Genomic DNA, 24,157 nt, shown 5'->3' with positions numbered 1-24,157 from the left:
GGTAATTATTACTTTAATATGTAATATTATTTTAACAAAAATATTTTATAATAAAATAAATAAATCTTATATTTTAAAAAAAAAATGTATTACCCCCTTGACACATTAATATGTGTCCCCATTTCCTCTTCATTAGGGATTATGCTTTATTTAATACATAATAAATATGTTATAAATATTTATATATTAAATTTTATATCATAAAATAATTATAAATTTATAGGAGTAATTTGTATGAGTAAAATAATTGGTATCGATTTAGGTACAACCAATTCTTGTATAGCAATTATAGATGGTAATAAACCAAGAGTTTTAGAAAATGCAGAAGGGGATAGAACTACACCTTCGGTAATTGCCTATACCCAAGATGGAGAAATTTTAGTAGGACAACCAGCAAAACGTCAAGCTATTACTAATCCCCAAAATACTCTTTTTGCTATTAAAAGATTAATTGGTCGACGATTTGATGATGAAGAAGTACAACGTGATATAAAAATAATGCCATATAAAATTATTAAATCAGATAATGGTGATGCATGGATAGATATTAAAGGTAAAAAAATGGCACCACCACAAATTTCAGCTGAAGTTTTAAAAAAAATGAAAAAGACAGCTGAAGATTTTTTAGGTGTTAAAGTAAATGAAGCTGTTATTACAGTACCTGCTTATTTTAATGATGCTCAACGTCAAGCTACTAAAGATGCAGGACGAATAGCTGGATTAGAAGTAAAAAGAATTATAAACGAACCTACCGCGGCTGCTTTAGCATATGGATTAGATAAAGGACATGGTAATCGTACTATAGCTGTATATGATTTAGGTGGAGGAACTTTTGATATTTCTATTATCGAAATAGATGATGTTGATGGTGAAAAAACTTTTGAAGTATTATCCACAAATGGTGATACACATTTAGGAGGAGAGGATTTTGATAGTCGTATAATTAATTATTTAGTAACAGAATTTAAAAAAGATCAAGGAATAGATTTAAAAAATGATCCATTAGCTATGCAAAGATTAAAAGAATCTGCAGAAAAAGCTAAAATTGAATTATCTTCAGCACAACAAACTGATGTTAATCTACCTTATATTACAGCAAATATTTCAGGACCAAAACATTTAAATATTAAATTAACAAGAGCTAAACTAGAATCTTTAGTAGAAGATTTAGTAGATACGTCAATTAAACCTCTTAAAATAGCTTTAAAAGATGCTAATTTATCTACTTCAGATATAAGTGATGTAATTTTAGTTGGTGGGCAAACTCGTATGCCTATGGTTCAAAATAAAGTAGCAGCTTTTTTTGGTAAAGAACCAAGAAAAGATGTAAATCCTGATGAAGCAGTGGCTATAGGAGCAGCAGTTCAAGGTGGAGTATTATCAGGAGATGTAAAAGATGTATTATTATTAGATGTAACTCCATTATCTTTAGGTATAGAAACTATTGGTGGAGTAATGACATCCTTAATTAATAAGAATACAACTATCCCTACTAAACATAGTCAAGTTTTTTCAACAGCTGAAGATAATCAATCATCTGTTACAATTCATGTTTTACAAGGAGAACGTAAAAGATCAAATGATAATAAATCTTTAGGACAATTTAATTTAGATGGAATTAGTCCTGCTCCTAGAGGTATTCCTCAAATAGAAGTAACATTTGATATAGATGCAGATGGAATTTTACATGTTTCTGCTAAAGATAAAAAAAGTGGTAAAGAACAGAAAATTACTATACAAGCATCATCAGGTTTAAATAAACAAGAAGTAGAAAAAATGATAAGAGATGCAGAAGCTAATACTGAATCTGATCGTATTTTTGAAGAATTAGTAAAAATACGTAATGAAGGGGATCAACTTATACATAATACTGAAAAAAAAATTAAAGAAATAAACAATCAAATTAAAAAAGAAGATAAATTATTAATAACAAATGCAATTAATGAATTAAATAAATCCCTTAAAACAGAAGATAAAGATAATATACAAACAAAAATACAAAAATTAATAGAAGTATCTAGTAATATTATGAATTTAACTAAAAATAATGATAATATTAAAGAAGAAAAAAATAATAATATAAAACCTGAAAATCAGGATAATGAAGTTGTGGATGCTGAATTTGAAGAAATTAAAGATAAAAAAAAATAATTATTTAATTATTTCTATAAATAAATTATTAAAAAATATTATTAGTACCGTTTATTTATTAAAAGTGATCGGTATTAATAAAATTATGAAGTTAGATTAGAATAGTGTAATTTATTATGGCAAAAAAAGATTATTATGATATTTTAGGTGTTGCTAAAAATGCTGAAGATCGTGAGATTAAAAGAGCATATAAACGTTTAGCTATGAAATTTCATCCCGATCGTAATCCGGGAAATAAAGAGGCTGAAAATAAGTTTAAAGAAATTAAACAAGCTTATGAAATTTTAAGTGATGTAAAAAAAAGAAATGCCTATGATCAATATGGACATTCTGCTTTTGAGCAAGAAAACATAAGTAATACAACTGATTTTAGTGATATTTTTGGAGATGTTTTTGGTGATATATTTGGTAGTTCAAGAAGTAATCAAAAATCTAAAAAAGGTGCTGATTTAAAATATTTAATTGAAATTTCATTAGAAGAAGCAATAAAAGGTATAACTAAAGAAATAAAAATTCCTATTTTAAAAACTTGTAATTATTGTAATGGAACAGGTGCTAAAGGTTCTTTACAAAAATGTCACACATGTAATGGACATGGACAAATACAAATGAGCCAAGGTTTTTTTACTGTACAACAAACTTGTCCTAGATGTCATGGACAAGGTAATTTTATTAAAAATCCTTGTTTTTATTGTAAAGGTCAAGGAAAATTAGAAGTTTATAAAACGTTATCAGTTAAAATACCTAGTGGTATTGATACTGGAGATCGTATTAGATTAAATGGGGAGGGAGAAATAGGTAATAATGGAGCTAAATCTGGAGATTTATATATAGAAATTAAAATTAAAAAACACTCTCTTTTTATTCGTGAAGGAAGTAATTTATATTGTGAATTACCTATTAATTTTATCACAGCTACATTAGGTGGTAATATAAAAATACCTACGTTAAATGGTTATGTAAAATTAAAAATTCCTGAAGGGACTCAAACAGGTAAGATGTTTAGAATACGTAATAAAGGAATAAAATCAATTAGAAAAAATAGTATTTTTGGTGATTTATTATGTAAGATAATAATTGAAACACCAATTAATTTAAATAATAAACAAAAAAATATTTTGTATCAATTAGATGAAAGTTTTAATGAATTTTCTAGTTATAAAAATTTTCCTAAAATAAGAAAATTTTTAGATAATATTAAAAATTTTTTTTATAATATAAAATAACTCTCATAATAATAGAGGGTATAAAAAATAAATTTATTTTTTATACCCTCTATTATTATGAGAGTTATTTTATTATTAAACCATGACAAAATTTATATTTTTTTCCTGAAAAACAAGGACATTTTTCATTTCTACCTATTTTTTTTTGAAGAAAATTTGTATTATTTAAATATTTATTTGTATTATTTATAGAAGAATCAGATATTTTTTTTATAATAATTAAGTTATTATTTTTTATATAATCGTTAAAAATTCTAGTTTTTTCTGATTTTTTTGAAGATTTATGATAATTTTTTATTATTTCATTTTCTATTTTACTTAAAGTAATAATAACTTCTTTTTTTAAAGTATCCAACATAATATTAAACATATGAAAAGATTCACGTTTATATTCTTGTTTAGGATCTTTTTGTGCATAGCCTCTTAAATGAATACCTTGTTTTAAATATTCTATTGCAGCAAGATGATCTTTCCATAAACTATCTAAAATCTGTAAAACAATATTTTTTTCAAAAATTTTTATATATTCTGTTTTAATATCTAGAGTATTTATTTTTTTTATATATTCTTGTTCTGAAAAATTAATAATTTTTTTAAAAAAATAATTTTTATTAATTTTTTTTTTATTTTTTTCTTGATATTTATGTATCCAATTTTTAATAGGAAATTGTAAATTAAAAACATTAAAAAAATAAATTTTTAGTTTTTTTAAATTCCACTTTTCTTTGATAAAACTATCAGATTTTATATAACTATTTATTATTTTTGTAAAAACATCAATTCTAAAATTTTTAATTATTTGATTAATATTTAATGATTTTAATAATTTATTTCTTTGTAAATATATTGCTAAACGTTGATCATTTATTACATCATCGTATTCAAGTAATTGTTTACGTATATCAAAATTATAATGTTCTACTTTTTTTTGTGCTGTAGATATAGCTTTAGTTATCCAAGGATGTTCAATATAATCATTAGATTTCATACCAAGTTTATTCATTAAAAATAACATATTTTTAGGAGCAAAAATACGCATTAAAGAATCTTCCATTGACAAATAAAATCTTGATATACCTTTATCTCCTTGTCTACCAGAACGACCTCTTAATTGATTATCAATTCTTCTAGATTCATGACGTTCAGTTCCGATAACATATAAACCACCTAATTTTACAATTTCATTATGTTTTTCTTGCCATTGTAATTTTAAATTTTTTATTTTATCTAAATTATATTTATTATTACTAAATATAAAATTACCACCTAAAACAATATCTGTCCCTCTACCTGCCATATTAGTTGCAATAGTTACTGCATTTTTTATACCTGCTTTTGAAATTATTTCTGCTTCTTTAGCATGAAATTTAGCATTTAAAATATTATGTTTTATACCTATTTCTTTTAATTTTTGAGAAATTAATTCTGATTTTTTTATAGAAACAGTACCAACTAATATAGGTTGACCTTTTAGGTGTTTTTCTTTTATATCTTTAATTATAGCTTTTATTTTTTCTTTTTTAGTTAAATAAATTAAATCTGCTAAATCTTTTCTAATCATAGGTTTATTAGTTGGAACAACTATTGTATCTAATTTATAAATTTCTTTAAATTCAAAAGATTCTGTAATAGCGGTACCTGTCATTCCTGATAATTTTTTATATAATCTAAAATAATTTTGAAATGTTATAGATGCTAGAGTTTGATTTTCATTATTAATTTTAACATTTTCTTTAGCTTCTATAGCCTGATGTAATCCTTCTGACCATCTTCTACCTTCCATTAATCTTCCAGTATGTTCATCTACTATTATAATTTTATTATTTTTTAATATATAATCAACATTTTTTTTAAAAAGTTTATGTGCTCTTAATGCAGAAATAATATGATGTAAAATAATAATATTATTTTTAGAATATAAAGATTCTCCTATATTTATTATTTTTTTTTCTATTAATATTTTTTCTAAATAAATTAAACCTTTCTCAGTTAAATATGCTTGACGAGATTTTTCATCTATAAAAAAATGTCCTTTACCTTGATAAGAAGGAGAATCATCTTTTGATTGATATATTAGATGAGGTATAATATTATTTATTTTAATATATAAATCTGAACTATCTTCAGCAGATCCTGAAATAATTAAAGGAGTGCGAGCTTCATCAATTAATATTGAATCAACTTCATCTATAATAGCGTAGTTTAAACTACGTTGTACTTTATCATTATAATCAAGAACCATATTATCTCTTAAAAAATCAAATCCATATTCATTATTAGTCCCGTAAGTAATATCTGCTTGATAAGCAATTTTTTTTTCTTGTAATGACATATTTGATATATTAATACCGACATTTAATCCTAAAAATTTAAATAATATTTTATTATTTATAGCATCACGTTTTGCTAAATAATCATTAACAGTAACAATATGGACTCCTTTACCAGTAAGAGCATTAAGATATGCTGGTAATGTAGATGTTAATGTTTTACCTTCTCCAGTTTTCATTTCTGCTACACAATTATTATTTAATACAATACCTCCTATTAATTGAACGTCAAAGTGACGCATACCAAATACTCTTTTACTAGCTTCCCTAACTGTTGCAAAAGCTTCTGGTAAAATATTTTCTAAAGAAAAATTATTTTGTAATTTTTTTTTAAAAAATAAAGTTTTATTTTGTAATTCAAAATTAGTTAATTTTTCAAATTCTATTTCCATATCATTAATAATATTTACTGTTTTTTGAATACGTCGTAAAACATGATCATTATTACTACCAAAAATTTTAGTAAAAATTTTTTTTAACATATAAATACTCTTAATAAAAATATAATTGTATAATTATAAATATTATTTAATATTTATTTTAACAAAAATATAAAAAATATTTATAATTTTTTATAAAAAACTTTAAAAGACAAAAATGATGCGTAATAATAAATTATTATTAATTAATACAATTTTTCAAAAAAAATATTATTCTTCTTATACGAAGATATTACATAAAATATATATACATACAGATATTTTAATAAAAATTAATAAAATTATCAAAAAATATTTACCTGTACAATTACACCATTGGTATAATGTTAAAAATTTAAAAAATAATATTCTAATTATAGAAACATATAATGCAAGTTCCTTAATGAGATTTTTATCTATAAAATCAACTATTTTAGTTTATCTAAAAAAATATGTTATTCCATCTTTAAAAAAGATAGATATTAAAATTAATCCTGTTTTTTTAAAAACAACATTTATTAAAAATAATATTAATAATAAATATAATTTAGAAAAAAATTTATTAACGAAATATAGTGCTAAATTATTATTAAATATTGCAAAAAAAAGTCCTAAAAAATTAGGTTATATAATAAAAAGATTTATTAAAATAGCCTATTATTAATAAAATTTAAATTAATTTTTATTAAATAAATTATTTTATATAGAAAAATTTATTTAGTTAAATTTAAAATTTTTATAACTAAATCATAAAAAGATAATCCTGCTTTTTTAGCTGCTATTGGATACAAACTTTGAGAAGTCATACCAGGTATAGTATTTATTTCTAATAATTGAAAATTTTTATTTTCATCTAAAATAATATCAATTCTTCCCCATGTATTACATTTTACAACATTCCAAGCATTTAAAACTATTTTTTCTAATTCTTTTTCTTTATTTTTATTTAATCCGCTAGGACAAAAATATTTAGTAGTATTTAAATAATATTTAGCTTGATAATTATAAAAAGAACTAGAATATTCTATTTTTATAGGAGGTAAAATTTTTTTATCTAGAATTCCAACTGTATATTCTTCACCTTTTATATATTTTTCAATTAAAATATCCTCACTATATATAAATGCTTTTTTTATTGCATCAAATAAATTATCTAAATGATTTACTTTTGAAATACCTAAACTAGATCCATTACAATTAGGTTTTATAAAAATAGGTAATTTAAATTTTAAAATTTTTTTTTCTATTTTTAAATAATTTGATTTTATAAATTTTTTTTTATTTAATAAAAAATAAGGATAGACAACAGGTAATCCATACTCTCTCCAAAGAGTTTTTGTAATAAATTTATTCATAGTTATTGCAGAAGATAATAATCCACTTCCAGTATAAGGAATATTAAGATAATCTAATATTCCTTGTACAGTACCATCTTCTCCACCTTTACCGTGTAAAGATATAAAAATTTTTTTAAATCCATATTTTTTTAAATATAATAATGGGAAGTTTATTGGATCTATCCCAATAGCATTAATACCTAATTTTACTAAAGCATTTAAAATTGCTTTACCAGATTTTAAAGAAATTTCTCTTTCTGGAGAATTACCCCCAAATAATACAGCTATTTTTCTAGACATAATTTAATTAAAATTTATTATAAGTTTTGATTATTAATTTTTTTATTTTTAAATTTATATTTCATTAATAATGAAGATATATTATTTATATCACCTGCTCCTTGAAAAATTAATATTTCATTTCCTATTAATTGCGAATATATATTATTTATAATAATATAATAATTTTTCGATTTAATCAAAATAGGTTTTATAATTCCTAATTTTTTAATTTTTTTAAATAAATATTCACTATTAGCATTTTTTATAAATTTTTCTCCTGCAGAATAAATTTTTAATAAAAATAATTTATCAACTTTTGATAATATTTTTACAAATTCATTTGATAAATTTTTAGTTCTAGAATAACGATGTGGTTGAAAAATCATGATTAAATTTCTATTTGGCCATATTTTACGAGCTGTATTTATAGTCATTTTTATTTCAGTTGGATGATGACCATAATCATCAATAATAATTATATTTTTTTTATTATTTATATTTTTATAAGGAAATAACATTCCTAAAATATCAAATCTTCTTTTAATACCTTGAAATTTTTTTAAAGATCTTAAAATTATTGAATAATTTAAACCAATATAAGATGATACTGCAAATGCAGCTGTTGCATTTAATACATTATGATAACCAGGAATATTTAATTTTATTTTTAAATATAAATTTTTTTTTTTTTCTAATAAAAAAAAACTAGTTTTATAACCATTCTGGTTATAATTAAACAATTGTATATCAGCATCTTTATGAAATCCATATGTAATAATATTTTTTTTTAAAAGATGTTTATTTTTTTTGATTAAATCATAGTTATGTATATTATCTATACAAATAATTATACATCCATAAGATGGAAGTTTTTTTAAAAATTTTAAAAATGTTTTTTTTAATATTTCAATATTATGTTCATAAAAATCTAAATGTTCATTTTCAATATTTGTAATGATGTTTATAATAGGTTTTAAATGTAAAAAAGATCCATCGCTTTCATCTGCCTCTGCAATAAAATATTTACTTGAACCTAAATAAGCGTATTTTTTAGAAGATTTTAAAATACCCCCATTTATAAATGTAGGATTTAATCCAGCTAATTTATATATTTCATATATCATAGCTGTAGTTGTTGTTTTTCCATGAGTTCCTGTAATAGTTATTCCATAAGAAAATTTCATTAATTTTGCCAACATTTGTGCTCTACTAAGTATAGTAATATTTAATTTTTTTGCAGTAATTAATTCTGGATTATCATTTTTTATAGCAGTAGATACTATAACGAGATCTATATTATTTGTTATATTTTTAGCATCATGTTTAAAATATATCTTTATATTTAATAAAGTTAGATCTTTTATAATAAAATTAGAAAATAAATCTGAACCACTAATTTTATATCCTTGTTTTGCCAATATAGTCGCAATCCCCCCCATTCCAGAACCACCAATACCAATAAAATATATATGATTAATATTTTTCATTTTTGGTATTTTATTAAAAATTTTTTTACTAAACATTTTTAATTTTCATCTTATGTAAATATTAAATTAATTAATTTTTATTCTATTTAATTCTTTATAAATCAATTTTGTAGAATCTATAATAGATAGATTATAAGATTTTTTTGATATACTTAGCATTTTTTTGGTATTTAAAGATAATATAGTATTTACAATATTATTAATATTTAAATTATGTTGTTCATAAATTTTAGCAGCTCCTATTTTTTGTAAATTTATTGCATTAAAATATTGTTGTTTATCTTTATGTTGAAATGGTATAAAAATAGCAGGTAATCCTATTGCAGTAATCTCACTTACAGTCATAGCTCCTGATCTACAGATAATAATATCAGCCCATTCATATGCTTGATGCATATTTTTAATATATTCTTTTATAATTAAATTATTAATTTTATTTTTTTTATATTTATGAAATATTTTTTTTAAATTACCTTTTCCTACTTGATGTAAAATTGATATTTTATTTTTTAAAATATAAGCTAATTTTATACCTATTTTATTTATTATATTTGATCCTTGACTACCTCCTGTAATTAATAAATGAATTGGTTTATGAATTTTTAAAATAGATCTCTTATATAAAGATAATTTAATAATTTTTTCACTTAAAGGATTTCCTACTACTATTGCATTCTGCAATGTATTTGGATATGCTTGCATTGCGACTGTAGCAATTTTAGATAATATTTTATTTGTTATACCTGGAATATTATTTTGTTCATGTATGACTAATGGTATTTTACATAACCATGCAGCTAAACCACTAGGTCCAGAAATATAACTTCCCATTGTTAATACTAAGTGTGGTTTATATTTTTTATAAATTAAAATTGATTTATAAGTAGATATAAATAATTTAATTATAGTAATAATAATTGAAAAAATATTTTTTTTTTTAAATCTAAAAAATTTTATTAAATAAATACGTATATTTTTTTTAGGAATAATTTTAGACTCCATTCTAGAATATGTTCCTAACCAACGTACTTCCCATCCTTTTTTTATTAATGTATATGCTATATTTAAAGCAGGAATAATATGTCCTCCTGTTCCTCCAGCTACTATAAGAATTTTTTTGTTTTTTTTCATAATTTAAAAATATTTTGATATAAATTAAAATATTTTAATTATATAATATTTTTTAATAAAAAAATATTATTCAATATTATGAAATTTTTTAACTAATCTAATAAATTCGTTACCACGATGTTTAAAATTTTTAAATTGATCAATACTAGAACATGCAGGAGATAATAATACAAAATCTCCAAATTTTACTAATTTAATTATTTTTTTAATTCCTTGATATATTGTTTTTACTAGTATTGCTTTAGGATAAATAGATAATATTTTTTTACTTGATATTCCAAAACAGTAAATATTAATATTATCTCTTTTTTGTAAGTATTTTTTTAATAAATATAATTCACAATTTTTGTCATATCCTCCTAATAATAACCAAATTTTTTTTTTATCTAAATATTTTAAAGCTGCTTTAGTACTATTAATATTTGTAGATTTTGAATCATTAATCCAAGTAACTCCATTTTCTACATGGATTATTTGTAAAATATGATTCATATTTAAGTAATTAGTTATTTCTTGTAAAGAAATTTTTTTGGAAATTTTTAATGTATCTGTCACAGCTAATACAGCTAAAGCATTTACATAATTATGGATACCAATTAATTTTGTTTTATTAAAATTTAAAATTTTTTTATTATTAATTTGTAAATATATATTATTTTTATAATAACATAATTTATATTTACCAGAAACTTTACCAAAAGTTATATATTTTTTTTTTGGAGAAAAATAATGAGGATAACATAATTTATCATCAGAATTATATATACAAATAGATGAATGTTTATAAATACGTAATTTAAAGTTACGATATTGTTTAATACCTAAAGGATATCTATCCATATGATCTTGTGAAATATTTAAAATAACGGCAATATATATATTTAATTGTTTTATTGTTTCTAATTGAAAACTAGATATTTCTAGAATATAGAAATCTTTTGTAAAAGATAATAAATCTAATACTGGATATCCTATATTACCCCCTATACTAATATTAAAATTATTTTTTTTCATAATTTTACTAATCATATTAGTAACGGTACTTTTACCATTTGTACCTGTAATAGCTATTACAGGAGTAGTATTATAACGAGCAAATAATTCTATATCTCCTATTATTTCAATTCCTTTTTGTTGTGCTTCTAATAGAAAATTATTAAATATTGATATACCAGGACTTAAAATAATTAAATTAGAATTTAATATCCAATCTTTCTTATAAGATCCTAAATGACATGGAATGTAAGATGGTATTTTTTCTATTAATTTTGGATTAATACATTTATCCATTACAGATGGTATAATTTTCTTTTTTAAAAGAAAATTTACGCATGATATGCCTGTTATACCTAATCCTATAATAAGAATTTTTTTTTTCATTTTACAAAATTTTTATATTATTAAAATTAAAGAAAATAGTACTAATATTAACGAAATAATCCAAAATCTAATAATAATACAAGGTTCAGCAATTCCTTGTAATTCATAATGATGATGTAAAGGAGCCATTAAAAAAAAACGTTTTTTATTATATTTAAATTTTATAACTTGGATTATTACAGATAGTGATTCTAATATAAATATACCACACATTATAAGAAATAAAAATTCTTGTCTTATTAAAATAGCTATTATTGATATAATAGCTCCTAGAGATAATGATCCTACATCTCCCATAAAAATTTTTGCAGGATATGTATTATACCATAAAAAACCTAATCCAGAACCAACAATAGATAAACATATAATTATTAATTCTTTTGCGTTTTTTACATAAATAAAATTAAAATACTGAGAAAAAAATATATCTCCTGAAAAATAACATAATAAAGATAATCCTAAAGAAATAAAAATTATAGGCATAATTACTAAACCATCTAATCCATCAGTTAAATTTACAGAATTACTTATTCCTATAATAATTAAATAAGATATTATTAAATATATAGTTAAATTTAATTTATATTTTATTATTTGATTAATAAAAGGTAAAATAAATTGTATATATAGCTTTTCTTTATTATTTATATAAATAATAACTATAATTATAGTAGTGGCTATTAATTGTAAAAAAAGTTTTTTATATGGCTCTAATCCTTTTGAGTTATTAAAAATTATTTTATAATAATCATCTATAAAACCTATTATAGAATATAATATCATAATAAATAATGAATAAATAATATATTTATTTGATAAATTAGACCAAAAAATAACAGAAATTAAAATAGATAATAATAAAATTAAACCACCCATAGTAGGAATATTGTTTTTATAATAATGTGTAATAGGCCCATTTTTTCTAATAATTTGAGAAATTTTTTTTTGATTAAAGTAACTAATAAGTAGGGGACTAAAAAAAAAAGTTATACAAAATGATGATAAAAATGTCATTATAAAACGTAATTTAAAATTAATTAAAAATAAATTTAAATATTTAAATAATATTATTAACATTTTAATTTCTCCAGTAAAATATTAATTAATATTTCCATTTTATTTTTACGTGATCCTTTAAATAAAATTGTATAATTTTTTAATTCTTTAATAATTATAAATAATTCATTTATTAATAAATTTTTATTTGAAAAATGTTTTGCTCTTATATTATTTTCAGTAATACATTTACTATATTTACCAATACTAAAAATATAATCTATATTAGATACAAAAACTAAATTTTTTATTTTTTGATGATAAAATGATGTATATATACCTAATTCTAACATATCTCCAATAACTAAAATTTTTTTACCAGGAAAATTTTTAAGAACATTAATAGCTATATTTACAGAATTAGGATTAGCGTTATATGTATCATTTATGATTAATTTATTATGATTAATAATAATTGGATACATTCTTCCTTGAATAGGTTTAAAATATTTTAAACCATTAGATATTTCTTCTAAAGAAGATCCAACTGCAAAAGATAATGCAGCAGATGCTAATGCGTTATTAATATTATGTATACCTCCACCGATAAGAAATAATTGAATTAATATTTCTCCTATAGGAGAATTTAAAATAAATTGAATTTTATTTGATAAAATTATTATATTTTTTGAAAAAAAATTAGCTTTTTTATTATTTAAGGAAAAAGTTAAAATATTTTTATTATAATTTAATTTTTCTAAAATTTTTTTTTGATTATTATCATCATAATTAATAATTGCAGTGCCTTTATCAGTTAAATAATTAAAAATATTACTTTTACTTTTAATAATATTTTTTAATGACTTAAAACCTTCTAAATGTGATTCTGATATATTATTAATTATTGCTATATTAGGTTTTACTAAACTGCTAGTATAAGAAATATCATTAAGTTGATTACCACCTATTTCAATTACGGCATATCTATATTTATTAGTTAAATTTAATAATGTTAAAGGTATACCGATATGATTATTCATATTTTTTTTAGTAAAAATAGTTTTATATTTTTTTTTTAAAATAGATACTGTCATTTCTTTAACTGATGTTTTACCAGATGAACCAGTAATACCTATTATATTATTTGTAAACTGATTTCTTTTCCATAAACCTAATTTGCCTAATCCTAGGATAGTATCTAATACAATTATTTGAGGAATATTAACATTAATATATTTATTAACTAATATAGCTAAAGCTCCATTTTTAATGGCATCATTAATAAAATGATGTCCATCAAATTTTTTACCATAAATAGCAATAAACATACATTTTTTTTTTATTTTTCTACTATTTATAGAAAAATTTATTATTTTAATATCATTACCTATTAATATTCCATTGACTATTTTTGATATTTTTTTTAAACTAATTAATTTATTCATTTAATATTTCTTAATATATTGTTAATAGTATCAAAATCTGAATAATTTAAAATTTTTTTACCAATAATTTGATAATTTTCATGACCTTTACCAATTACCAAAATAATATCCTTTCTAGAAGAATTAAAGATTGCATAAGAAATAGCTTTAGTCCTATCTAAAATAGTAAAAACATTATTTAATTTACTACATCCTTTTTTTATATCTTTAATTATATTATTTATATTTTCTGTTCTAGGATTATCAGTTGTTAAGATTATATTATCAGCATATTTAGTAGCTATATATCCCATTATTTTTCTTTTTCCTATATCTCTTTCTCCTCCACATCCAAAAATACACCATATTTTACCATAATTATTTTTTCTTATAGTTAATAATAAATTTTTTAAAGAATCAGGATTATGAGCATAATCTATTATTATGTTAGAATATTTTTTTTTAAAAAATATTTTTTCCATTCTTCCTTTCACGGAATGTATTTTAGATACTGTTTTTATTAATTTCTTTAAAGGATAATTTAAATTTAATAATGCAGCCATACTTAAAATAATATTTATAACATTAAACTTACCTATAAGATTAATTTTTAATTTTCCATTACCCCAACTAGAATTAAATACAATAATTGTTTTATCAGATGAATAAGTTATATGTTTTACATAAATAAATAAATTAGATTTACATAAAAATTTTTTTTTTGTAGTAACTAATATTACATTAGATAATTTTTTAAACCATTTAAATCCTATATTATCGTCAATATTTATAATTTTTTTTTTTACTTTATGATCGGTAAAAAATTTTAATTTAGATAATTCATAATTATGCATATTCTTATGATAATCTAAATGATCTCTAGTTAAATTAGTAAAAATTCCTATAGAAAATAGTATATTTGATACTCTAAATTGAGTTAATCCATGAGATGAAACTTCCATTATTATAATATTAGCTTTTTGTTTTATAAAATTTTTTAATGTAGATTGTATTTTTATTGCTGAATCTGTTGTATTTTTAGTTTTAACTAATTTTTCTAAAAAACCATTTCCTATTGTACTTAAAACAGCTGGTTTTCCTCCTAATAATGTAATCCATTGCATTAAAAAATGTGTTATACTTGTTTTGCCATTAGTTCCGGTAATTCCTATAACAGGTATTTTTTTACTTGGATGATTATATAAGATTCCTGCAATGTATGAAATATATTTATGTAAATTAGGTAAATAAATAATAGGTATATTTTTTTTAAATAAAATACTATAAGATGGTACCTTATTATCTGAATAAGTTATTATAGCAATAGCACCTTTTAAGATAGCATGTTCTATAAAATTTTTACCATCATTTTTATGTCCTTTTATTGCTATAAAAAGACAATTTTTTCCTTTAATTTTTCTACTATCTAAAACTATTCTATCTATTAAAATATTTTTTATTAAATTATTTTTTATATAATTATTTAATAATTTTTGTAAACTACATAAAGAAGAATTCAATGATTAAATCCTTAATTTAAAATATTTTTATTAAATCTATAAAAGAAATAAAATTTATTATTTTTTATATTTTTTTTGCAATACGTAATATTGCACTTCTTGCTCTTGGATTTTTAAAAATTTCATTTTTACTTGGAAAAACTCTGTTAATAATCTTTAATTTAAATTTATTATTTTTATAATATAAATAATTAATTTCTTTTTCAGTTAAAGGTAATTTACTATTAATATTACCCTTATAATAAGGACTATGTTTTTTCATAAAATTCTTAATAATTCTATCTTCTATTGAATGAAAACTAATTATTGATATAATGCCATTTTTTTTTAATAATTCTAATGAAATATTTAAAACCTTTTTAAGTTCTTCTATTTCTTTATTTAAAAAGATTCTTATAGCTTGAAAAGATCTTTTTGCTGGATGTTTAAATTTATTATTTTTAATAATTGTAGAGCAAATTAAATTTGATAAATCATATGTATTATGTAATTTATTTTTTAAAATATATTTTTTTATATTATATGCTATTTTTTTATGATATCTTTCTTCACCATAATTTTTTAATATTTCAGATATTTTTTTTTCACTTATATTTTTTAATAAATTTAAAGCAGTTATTTTATTATTTTGATTTATACGCATATCTAATGGGCCATTAGACATATAAGAAAAGCCTCTTTTAGGATTATTTAATTGAAAAGAAGAAATACCTAGATCAAAAAAAATTCCATCTATTTTACCTATCATTTTATTTAAAATTAATTTTAAATTTGAAAATTTATTATGGATATAAATAATTCTATTATCCATAATTTTATATTTTAATATTGTTTTTATATCACAATCTATGGCATATATTCGTCCATAATTTCCTAATTTAGATAAAATTAATTTTGTATGTCCTCCACAACCATAGGTTGCATCTATATATATTCCATTTTTTTTAATATTTAAACTATGAACAGATTCTTTTAATAAAACAGGTATATGATTCATTATATGATATATATTTAAATTAAATACTATATATTTTACATATTATATAATATAATATTAATATAGTTAAAATATATTTTTTTATAAAAATATTTATTTTAAAATTTTGGTTAAATTTTTTAAAAGGTGTAATTATGATAGAATATCCAAATTTTAAAAGTACTACATTAAAACAAGAAAAATATCATATACAAACATACTTTAGAAAAGTATACGGGTGGATGTCTTGTGGGTTATTATTAACAGCATTTGTTGCATGGTATGTATCTAGTACAATTCAAATAATGAATTATATATTAAATAATAAATTCTTTTTATTAGGTTTATGTTTTTTACAATTTGTACTAGTATTTACTATTTCAAATCTTTTAAATAGATTATCTGGAAAAACACTAACTACTTTATTTATGTTTTATTCATCTTTAACTGGGTTAACTACAGCAGGAATATTTTGCACATATAATCAAAATACTATTTTTACAGCATTTATAACTACATCACTTACTTTTTTATCTATGTGTATTTGGGGGTATTATACAAAAAAAGATTTAAGTTATTTAGGTAATACTATATTAATGGGTGTATTTGGTATAATTATAGCTTCATTTGTAAATTTATGGTTACAAAATAATTTTGTAGCATCTATAATAAATTATATTGGTGTAATTTTTTTTACATTACTTATTGCGTATGATACTCAAAAATTAAAAAATATTGCAAAAAAAATTAGTTTAAATATAAATGATAAAGATAATTTAAGAAGATATGCTATTTTAGGTGCACTTATGTTGTATTTAGACTTTATTAATTTATTTTTTATAATACTAAGATTAATTGATACTAATGATAATAATGATGATAAATAATAATTATTTTTAAATAAAAATTGTTTATAGATTATTTATTTTTATTAATATAAAATATTTTTGTTTAAATTAAGAAATATAAATTTTCAAAATAGTAAATATTAAAAAATTACAAAAACATGTCTACACCCATGATAGATCAATATTTTAAATTAAAAAAACAATATCCTAATATTCTATTATTTTATAGATTAGGAGATTTTTATGAAATGTTTTTTGAAGACGCAAAAAAAGCCTCAAAATTATTAAATATTGTCTTAACTAAAAGAGGAAAATTAAATGGAAAACCAATACCTATGGCAGGTATACCTGTTAATAGTATAGAAAATTATCTATCAAAATTAATTAAATTAGGAGAATCAGTAGCAATTTGTGAACAAATACAAAAAAAAAAAATATTATCTAAAAAAAAAATTTTAGATAGAAAAATAGTTCGTATTATTACACCAGGAACAGTCAGTGATGATGTTTTATTAAATAATTACTTTGATAATTTATTAGGTGCAATATATCAAGATATAAAATTAGGATTTGGTTATGCCACATTAAATATTAGTTCTGGTGATTTTAGAATTATGGAAAATAAAGATATTAATATAATTGCAGGAGAATTAGAAAGAACTAACCCTACAGAATTATTATATTCTGAAAATTTTACAAATATAAGTTTAATAGAAAAAAGAAACTGTATTAGACGTAGACCATTGTGGGAATTTGATATAGATACAGCTTTTCAACAATTAAATATGCAATTTGGAACTAAAAATTTAAAAAGTTTTGGTATTGAAAAATCACTTATAGCTGTTAGAGCTGCAGGATGTTTAATACAATATGTTAAAGATACTCAACGAGTATATTTACCGCATATTAATAATATTTTTTTAGAAAATCATAATAATGAAATTATTATGGATGAAAATACTCGTAAAAATTTAGAAATTATTAACAGTATTTCAGGAAATAATGAGAATACTTTGATTAAAGTATTAGATTATACTACTACTAGTATGGGTAGTCGTTTATTAAAACGATGGTTAAATAACCCTATAAGGGATATAAAAATTATTTTAAATAGACAAAAAAATATTTCAATATTACAAAAATATTATTTTGATTTTAAAAAAATTTTATTAAAAATTAGAGATATTGAAAGAATTATTGCTAGATTAGCATTAAAAACTGCTAAACCACATGATTTAGTTTCTTTAAGACAAACATTAAATTATTTACCTTATTTTTATAAAATTTTTAAAAATATAGATAATTGTGAAATAAAAACTAAAATTTTAAATTTAGGATCATTTCTTTCATTAAAAAATTTATTAGAAAAATCTATAAAAAAAAAACCTTCCTTATCCTTAAGAGAGGGAGACGTTATAGCTTCTGGATATAATATATTATTAGATGAATTAAGAAAATTTTCAAAAGATTCTAATAAATATCTATCTTTTTTAGAACAAAAAGAACGTAATTTATTAAAATTAGAAAAATTAAAAATTGGATTTAATACAATTCATGGATATTATATTCAGATTAATAAAAGTTATAAATCTGATATACCTAATAAATATATTCAAATCCAAACTTTAAAAAATTTTAATAGATATACAATTCCAGAATTAAAAAAATACGAAAAAAATATTCTAAATTCAAAAGAAAAACTTATAAATTTAGAAAAAAAATTATATGAAGAATTATTTGATTACATTAATCCTTTTTTAAAAAATTTACAAAAATTATCATTATATTTATCAGAATTAGATGTATTATGTAACTTAGCTGAACGATCTTTAACTTTAAATTATACTTGTCCTATAATAAAAAAAAAAATAGGAATATCTTTAATTAATTCTAGACATCCTATTGTTGAAAATATTATAAAATCACCATTTATAGCTAATAATGTATTATTAAATAATAATCATAATATATTGTTAATAACAGGTCCTAATATGGGGGGAAAAAGTACTTATATGAGGCAAGTTGCATTAATTATATTAATGACTTATATAGGTAGTTATGTTCCTGCAGATAAAGCTATTATAGGACCAATAGATAGAATTTTTACTAGAATAGGATCAACAGATGATATTTCTTCTGGATTATCTACTTTTATGGTAGAAATGATAGAAACTGCAAATATTTTAAGAAATGCAACACAAAAAAGTTTAGTATTGATGGATGAAATAGGAAGAGGAACATCCACTCATGATGGCTTAGCTATTGCTTGGGCTTGTGCAGAAAATATTGCAAAAAAAAATAAATCACTTACTTTATTTGCAACTAACTATATTGAATTAACTAACTTAAAAATTAAAAATAAATGTATAAAAAATGTATATTTTGATGCAATAGAATTAAACAATTCTATTGTTTTTTTACATAAAGTTAAAATTGGATCAATTAATAAAAATTATGGTTTATTTGTAGCATCTTTAGCAGGAATTCCTAAAGAAGTTATTAATCAAGCAAAAAAAAAAATTAAACAATTAAAAAATTATAATACTTTAAGTTAAAAATATTTTAAAAAATTTAGTATTATATAAAATATATATATTTATTATATTAATATAATTATTATAATTATATGAATATAAAAATACAAAAATTTATTTTATCAAAAAATTTATTTATACTTTTTTATAAATTTTGTAATAAATTTATATATTTATAAATATAAATGATAAATATTTAACCTATAAAATTAAGTTTAAAGGATATTTATTTATATGAATTCTTTTGCTAAAGAAATAAAATTAATTAATATTGAAGAAGAATTAAAAAATTCTTATTTAGATTATGCTATGTCAGTTATAATAGGAAGAGCATTACCAGATGTAAGAGATGGATTAAAACCAGTACATAGACGTATATTATACGCTATGTATGTATTAGGAAATACATGGAATAAACCTTATAAAAAATCAGCAAGAATAGTAGGTGATGTTATAGGAAAATATCATCCTCATGGAGATAATGCAGTTTATGATACTATTGTAAGATTAGCTCAAATATTTTCTTTAAGATATCCATTAATAAATGGACAAGGTAATTTTGGTTCTATTGATGGAGATTCAGCTGCTGCTATGCGTTATACTGAAGTAAAAATGTCTAAAATTTCTCAGGAGATTATTACTGATTTAGAAAAAAATACAGTAAATTTTTTACCTAATTATGATGGTACTGAAAAAATACCTGAAATAATGCCTACTAAAATACCTAATTTATTAATAAATGGATCATCAGGTATAGCTGTAGGAATGACAACTAACATTCCTCCTCATAATATTACTGAAGTAATTAATGCTTGTTTAGCTTATATTAATAATAATTCAATTACTACTAAAGATTTAATGAATCATATTCCAGGTCCAGATTTTCCTACTGCAGGGATTATTTATGGTATAAATGGTATTGAAAATGCTTATAGTACAGGAAAAGGAAAAATTTTTCTTAGAGGACGTATTAAAATAATTAAAGATGAAAAAAAAAATTATAAAACTATCATAATTTATGAACTCCCCTATCAAGTAAATAAATCTAAATTAATAGAAAAAATAGCTTTTTTAATAAAAGAAAAAAAAATTCAAGGTATTAAAACTTTAAGAGATGAATCTGATAAAGATGGTATACGTATTTTAATTAAAATCAAAAAAGATATATCTATTAATGTTCTTTTAAATAATTTATATAAATTAACATCATTACAAACTACTTTTAGTATAAAAATGGTTTCCTTATATAAGGGTGAGCCTAAATTAATGTCTTTAAAAAAAATTATTAAAGCATTTATTTCTCATCGTCGTGAAATAGTGATAAGAAGAACAAATTATGAAATAGATAAAGCTCGCAATAAAGCACATATATTAGAAGGATTAATAGTAGCTTTATTAAATATACAAGAAATTATAAAAATTATACGTTCTTCTAAAATATCAGAAACTATAAGAAATAAAATTTATATTCAATCTTGGAAAATTCCAAATATATTTCAAATTTTTGATTTAAAAGAAAAAAAAACATTAAATATTTATTTAACTAATTCTAATTTAATAAAATTTAATGATAATTATCATTTTAGTTATAAACAAATTCAAGCTATTTTAGAATTAAAATTAAATAAATTAACAACCCTAGAACATAAAAAATTATGTATAGAATATCAAAATTTGATATATAAAATATCAAAATTAATTAAAATTATTAATAATTATGAATACTTAATGAAAGTAATCTATAATGAATTAATTTTAATAAAAAAAGAATTTGGAGATCATAGAAAAACAGAAATTATTTTCAATAATAATTCTTTTATTCAAAAAAAGGATTTAATTAATCATGAAAAAGTTATTATTACTTTATCTTATCAAGGTTATATTAAATATCAGAAAATTACTGAATATAATTTACAACATAGAGGAGGTAAAGGTAAATTAGCTATAAAATTAAAAGAAAATGATTTTATTCATAAAATTTTAATAGCATATACTCATGATAACATCTTATGTTTTTCTAATAAAGGTCGTTTATATTGGTTAAAAGTATATAATATTCCTGAAGCTAACAGATATGCTAAAGGAAGACCTATTATAAATTTAATTTCTTTAAGAGATAAAGAAGTAATTAATAGTTTTCTTGTAGTAAATGACTATACAAATAATTCAAATCTAATTTTAGTAACTTCACAAGGAAAAATAAAGAAAACAAATTTAAAAAAATTTAGTAATCCTAGATCTAATGGAATTATTGCAATAAAATTAAAAAAAAACGATACTTTAATAGGAGTATCACTTGTTAATAAAGATGATAAAATAATGTTATTTTCTTCTTCAGGAAAAGCAGTTAAATTTAATGAATCTCAAATTAGATCTATGGAAAGGAATACAATAGGTGTAAAAGGAATGAATATTTTAAATAAAAAAGATGATTATATAGTTTCATTAATAATTATAAAACATAAATCTAAAAATAATATTTTTACTATAACAGAAAATGGATACGGTAAATGTACAAATCACATAGCATTTCCAACAAAATCTAGATCTACAAAAGGTGTTATATCTATAAAAATTAATAAAAGAAATGGAAAATTAATAGGATCTTTAAAAGTAGAAAACAATGATCAAGTTATTATTATAACTAATATGGGAACACTTATACGTGTTAATATATCTGAAATTTGTGTTGTTGGACGTAATACTAAAGGTGTAATTATAATGAAAACTAAATTTAATGAAAAAATTGTTGGATTACAGAAAATTTAAATAATCTTTCTAATTTATGGAATTTAATTTTTTAAAAAATATTATTATAAATAATTAATATTTTTTTTCTTAAATACTAAAAAAATCTTTAAATTTATTTACTTCATCTATTTTTTCCCATGTAAAAATATTTCTTCCAAAATGGCCATAACATGCAGTTTTTTTATATATTGGTTTTAAAAGATCTAACATTTTAATTAAATTAAAAGGTCTTAAGTCAAAAATTTCTTTAATAAATAATATTATTTTTTTATTAGATACTTTTCCAGTACCAAAAGTATTTACCATTATTGAAATTGGATTAGCAATACCTATAATATAGGCAATTTGTATCTCACAACGTGAAGCTAAAGAGGATGCTACTATATTTTTTGCTATATAACGCGCTGCATAAGCAGCAGATCTATCTACTTTAGATGGATCTTTACCTGAAAAAGCTCCTCCTCCATGTCTAGCCATTCCTCCATAAGTATCTACAATAATTTTTCTTCCAGTTAAACCACAATCACTAACAGGTCCTCCTATAATAAAACGACCGGAAGGATTAATAAAAAATTTTGTTTTTTTATTTATCCAATTTTTAGGCAAAACTGGTTTAATAATTTCTTCCATAATAGCTTCTTGTAATTTTTTATATGATATTTCTTTAGAAATTTGTGTAGATAAAACAACAGAATCTATATTAATAATTTTATTATTTTTATATTTAAAAGTAATTTGACTTTTAGCATCTGGTTCTAACCATGATAATATTTTTTTTTTTCTAATTTGTGCTTGTTGATATACTAATTTATGTGCATATACAATAGGTGCTGGCATAAAAACATCTGTTTCATTTGTTGCATATCCAAAAACAAAACCTTGATCTCCTGCTCCTTGATTGTATCTATCTAAATTAGATGTTATTCCTTTATTAATATCTTCCGATTGTTTACTAATAATATTTAGTATTGTACATGTATTAGCATTAAATCCTGCATTAGGATTAGTGTATCCTATTTCTTTTATAGTTTTTCTTGTTATTTTTTCTATATTTATTTTAGCTTTTGTAGTTATTTCTCCTCCAATTAATATCATATTATTTTTAATATATGTTTCACATGCTACACGAGCCTTAATATCTTGTTTTATTATATCATCTAGTATAGCATCTGAAATTTGATCTGCTATTTTATCAGGATGTCCTTCTGATACAGATTCTGATGTAAATAAATATTCTGTCATTAATATTACCTTTTATAATTAAAAATATTTTTTCTTTATTATTATATATTTATTTAAAATAAAATATATATAAAATTTTTAAAAATTAAAATTTTAAAATTATAATACATAGATTTTAAAACA

Annotated in this window: 15 protein-coding genes and 1 pseudogene; 6 read left to right on the top strand and 10 right to left on the bottom strand. The window is 20.4% G+C overall.

The window, feature by feature from the left end:
- Positions 1-234: 234 nt before the first annotated feature.
- Positions 235-2,151: a molecular chaperone DnaK gene (dnaK, locus tag GJT98_RS00735; RefSeq protein WP_168820898.1), complete on the top strand. Its 1,917-nt coding sequence runs from the start codon at positions 235-237 to the stop codon at positions 2,149-2,151.
- Between the two features lie 116 nt (positions 2,152-2,267).
- Positions 2,268-3,377, top strand: coding sequence for a molecular chaperone DnaJ (dnaJ, locus tag GJT98_RS00730; protein ID WP_168820896.1), 1,110 nt, complete (start codon positions 2,268-2,270; stop codon positions 3,375-3,377).
- Positions 3,378-3,441: 64 nt separating this feature from the next.
- Here dnaJ and secA read toward each other — a convergent pair whose 3' ends face one another.
- Positions 3,442-6,189, bottom strand: a complete 2,748-nt coding sequence (gene secA / locus GJT98_RS00725; RefSeq protein ID WP_168820894.1) for a preprotein translocase subunit SecA — start codon at positions 6,187-6,189, stop codon at positions 3,442-3,444.
- Positions 6,190-6,304: 115 nt separating this feature from the next.
- Here secA and GJT98_RS00720 point away from each other — a divergent pair, with 115 nt between their 5' ends.
- A complete protein-coding gene (locus tag GJT98_RS00720) occupies positions 6,305-6,790 on the top strand; it encodes a hypothetical protein (protein ID WP_168820892.1) in 486 nt (161 codons plus the stop codon).
- 49 nt (positions 6,791-6,839) lie between these two features.
- Here the strand turns inward: GJT98_RS00720 and GJT98_RS00715 are convergent, their stop codons facing one another.
- The 8 genes from GJT98_RS00715 to rsmH form a co-directional block, all read right to left on the bottom strand.
- Entirely contained in the window at positions 6,840-7,763 is a 924-nt protein-coding gene (locus GJT98_RS00715) for a D-alanine--D-alanine ligase (RefSeq protein WP_168820890.1), read from the bottom strand.
- 17 nt (positions 7,764-7,780) lie between these two features.
- Positions 7,781-9,268 carry a UDP-N-acetylmuramate--L-alanine ligase gene (gene murC / locus GJT98_RS00710; protein ID WP_168820889.1) on the bottom strand — a complete coding sequence of 496 codons (1,488 nt, stop codon included), beginning with the start codon at positions 9,266-9,268 and terminating at the stop codon, positions 7,781-7,783.
- Positions 9,269-9,298: 30 nt separating this feature from the next.
- Complete coding sequence (murG, locus tag GJT98_RS00705; protein ID WP_168820887.1) at positions 9,299-10,363, bottom strand: undecaprenyldiphospho-muramoylpentapeptide beta-N-acetylglucosaminyltransferase; 1,065 nt, start codon at positions 10,361-10,363, stop codon at positions 9,299-9,301.
- Between the two features lie 66 nt (positions 10,364-10,429).
- Positions 10,430-11,743, bottom strand: coding sequence for a UDP-N-acetylmuramoyl-L-alanine--D-glutamate ligase (gene murD, locus GJT98_RS00700; RefSeq protein ID WP_168820885.1), 1,314 nt, complete (start codon positions 11,741-11,743; stop codon positions 10,430-10,432).
- 12 nt (positions 11,744-11,755) lie between these two features.
- Positions 11,756-12,820: a phospho-N-acetylmuramoyl-pentapeptide-transferase gene (mraY, locus tag GJT98_RS00695; protein WP_168820882.1), complete on the bottom strand. Its 1,065-nt coding sequence runs from the start codon at positions 12,818-12,820 to the stop codon at positions 11,756-11,758.
- Positions 12,814-14,184 carry a UDP-N-acetylmuramoyl-tripeptide--D-alanyl-D-alanine ligase gene (locus GJT98_RS00690; protein WP_168820880.1) on the bottom strand — a complete coding sequence of 457 codons (1,371 nt, stop codon included), beginning with the start codon at positions 14,182-14,184 and terminating at the stop codon, positions 12,814-12,816. The genes mraY and GJT98_RS00690 overlap by 7 nt, the downstream gene beginning before the upstream one ends.
- Positions 14,181-15,683 (bottom strand): UDP-N-acetylmuramoyl-L-alanyl-D-glutamate--2,6-diaminopimelate ligase, encoded by a 1,503-nt coding sequence (gene murE, locus GJT98_RS00685; RefSeq protein WP_168820878.1) that lies wholly within the window; start codon positions 15,681-15,683, stop codon positions 14,181-14,183. The genes GJT98_RS00690 and murE overlap by 4 nt, the downstream gene beginning before the upstream one ends.
- 64 nt (positions 15,684-15,747) lie before the next feature.
- The gene (gene rsmH / locus GJT98_RS00680; RefSeq protein ID WP_246208945.1) at positions 15,748-16,680 is read right to left on the bottom strand and encodes a 16S rRNA (cytosine(1402)-N(4))-methyltransferase RsmH; all 933 of its coding nucleotides are present in this window, start codon (positions 16,678-16,680) and stop codon (positions 15,748-15,750) included.
- A gap of 134 nt (positions 16,681-16,814) precedes the next feature.
- Here rsmH and GJT98_RS00675 point away from each other — a divergent pair, with 134 nt between their 5' ends.
- From GJT98_RS00675 to gyrA, 3 genes and pseudogenes are all read left to right on the top strand, one after another.
- On the top strand, positions 16,815-17,546 hold the full coding sequence (locus GJT98_RS00675; RefSeq protein ID WP_168820876.1) for a Bax inhibitor-1/YccA family protein: 732 nt from the start codon (positions 16,815-16,817) through the stop codon (positions 17,544-17,546).
- Between the two features lie 119 nt (positions 17,547-17,665).
- Positions 17,666-20,044, top strand: a pseudogene (mutS, locus tag GJT98_RS00670) (DNA mismatch repair protein MutS); the annotation flags it as partial.
- Between the two features lie 231 nt (positions 20,045-20,275).
- Positions 20,276-22,810: a DNA gyrase subunit A gene (gyrA, locus tag GJT98_RS00665; RefSeq protein ID WP_168820872.1), complete on the top strand. Its 2,535-nt coding sequence runs from the start codon at positions 20,276-20,278 to the stop codon at positions 22,808-22,810.
- A 69-nt stretch (positions 22,811-22,879) separates the two neighbouring features.
- Here the strand turns inward: gyrA and metK are convergent, their stop codons facing one another.
- On the bottom strand, positions 22,880-24,034 hold the full coding sequence (gene metK, locus GJT98_RS00660) for a methionine adenosyltransferase (RefSeq protein ID WP_168820871.1): 1,155 nt from the start codon (positions 24,032-24,034) through the stop codon (positions 22,880-22,882).
- Positions 24,035-24,157: the final 123 nt, after the last annotated feature.

This window comes from Enterobacteriaceae endosymbiont of Donacia sparganii, from assembly GCF_012569045.1.
Classification (GTDB): Bacteria; Pseudomonadota; Gammaproteobacteria; order Enterobacterales; family Enterobacteriaceae.
The sequence above is the reverse complement of the archived record's forward strand: the minus strand, read 5'-3'. Positions and strand labels throughout refer to the sequence as shown.

Bases quoted from the DNA above. Each gene is read 5' to 3' on its own strand.
- murG (WP_168820887.1), bottom strand. From the start codon at position 10,363: ATGAAAAAAAACAAAAAAATTCTTATAGTAGCTGGAGGAACAGGAGGA.
- mraY (WP_168820882.1), bottom strand. From the start codon at position 12,820: ATGTTAATAATATTATTTAAATATTTAAATTTATTTTTAATTAATTTT.
- gyrA (WP_168820872.1), top strand. From the start codon at position 20,276: ATGAATTCTTTTGCTAAAGAAATAAAATTAATTAATATTGAAGAAGAA.
- murD (WP_168820885.1), bottom strand. From the start codon at position 11,743: ATGAAAAAAAAAATTCTTATTATAGGATTAGGTATAACAGGCATATCA.
- GJT98_RS00690 (WP_168820880.1), bottom strand. From the start codon at position 14,184: ATGAATAAATTAATTAGTTTAAAAAAAATATCAAAAATAGTCAATGGA.
- GJT98_RS00715 (WP_168820890.1), bottom strand. From the start codon at position 7,763: ATGTCTAGAAAAATAGCTGTATTATTTGGGGGTAATTCTCCAGAAAGA.
- GJT98_RS00720 (WP_168820892.1), top strand. From the start codon at position 6,305: ATGATGCGTAATAATAAATTATTATTAATTAATACAATTTTTCAAAAA.
- murC (WP_168820889.1), bottom strand. From the start codon at position 9,268: ATGTTTAGTAAAAAAATTTTTAATAAAATACCAAAAATGAAAAATATT.
- secA (WP_168820894.1), bottom strand. From the start codon at position 6,189: ATGTTAAAAAAAATTTTTACTAAAATTTTTGGTAGTAATAATGATCAT.
- rsmH (WP_246208945.1), bottom strand. From the start codon at position 16,680: ATGAATCATATACCTGTTTTATTAAAAGAATCTGTTCATAGTTTAAAT.
- dnaJ (WP_168820896.1), top strand. From the start codon at position 2,268: ATGGCAAAAAAAGATTATTATGATATTTTAGGTGTTGCTAAAAATGCT.
- dnaK (WP_168820898.1), top strand. From the start codon at position 235: ATGAGTAAAATAATTGGTATCGATTTAGGTACAACCAATTCTTGTATA.
- GJT98_RS00675 (WP_168820876.1), top strand. From the start codon at position 16,815: ATGATAGAATATCCAAATTTTAAAAGTACTACATTAAAACAAGAAAAA.
- metK (WP_168820871.1), bottom strand. From the start codon at position 24,034: ATGACAGAATATTTATTTACATCAGAATCTGTATCAGAAGGACATCCT.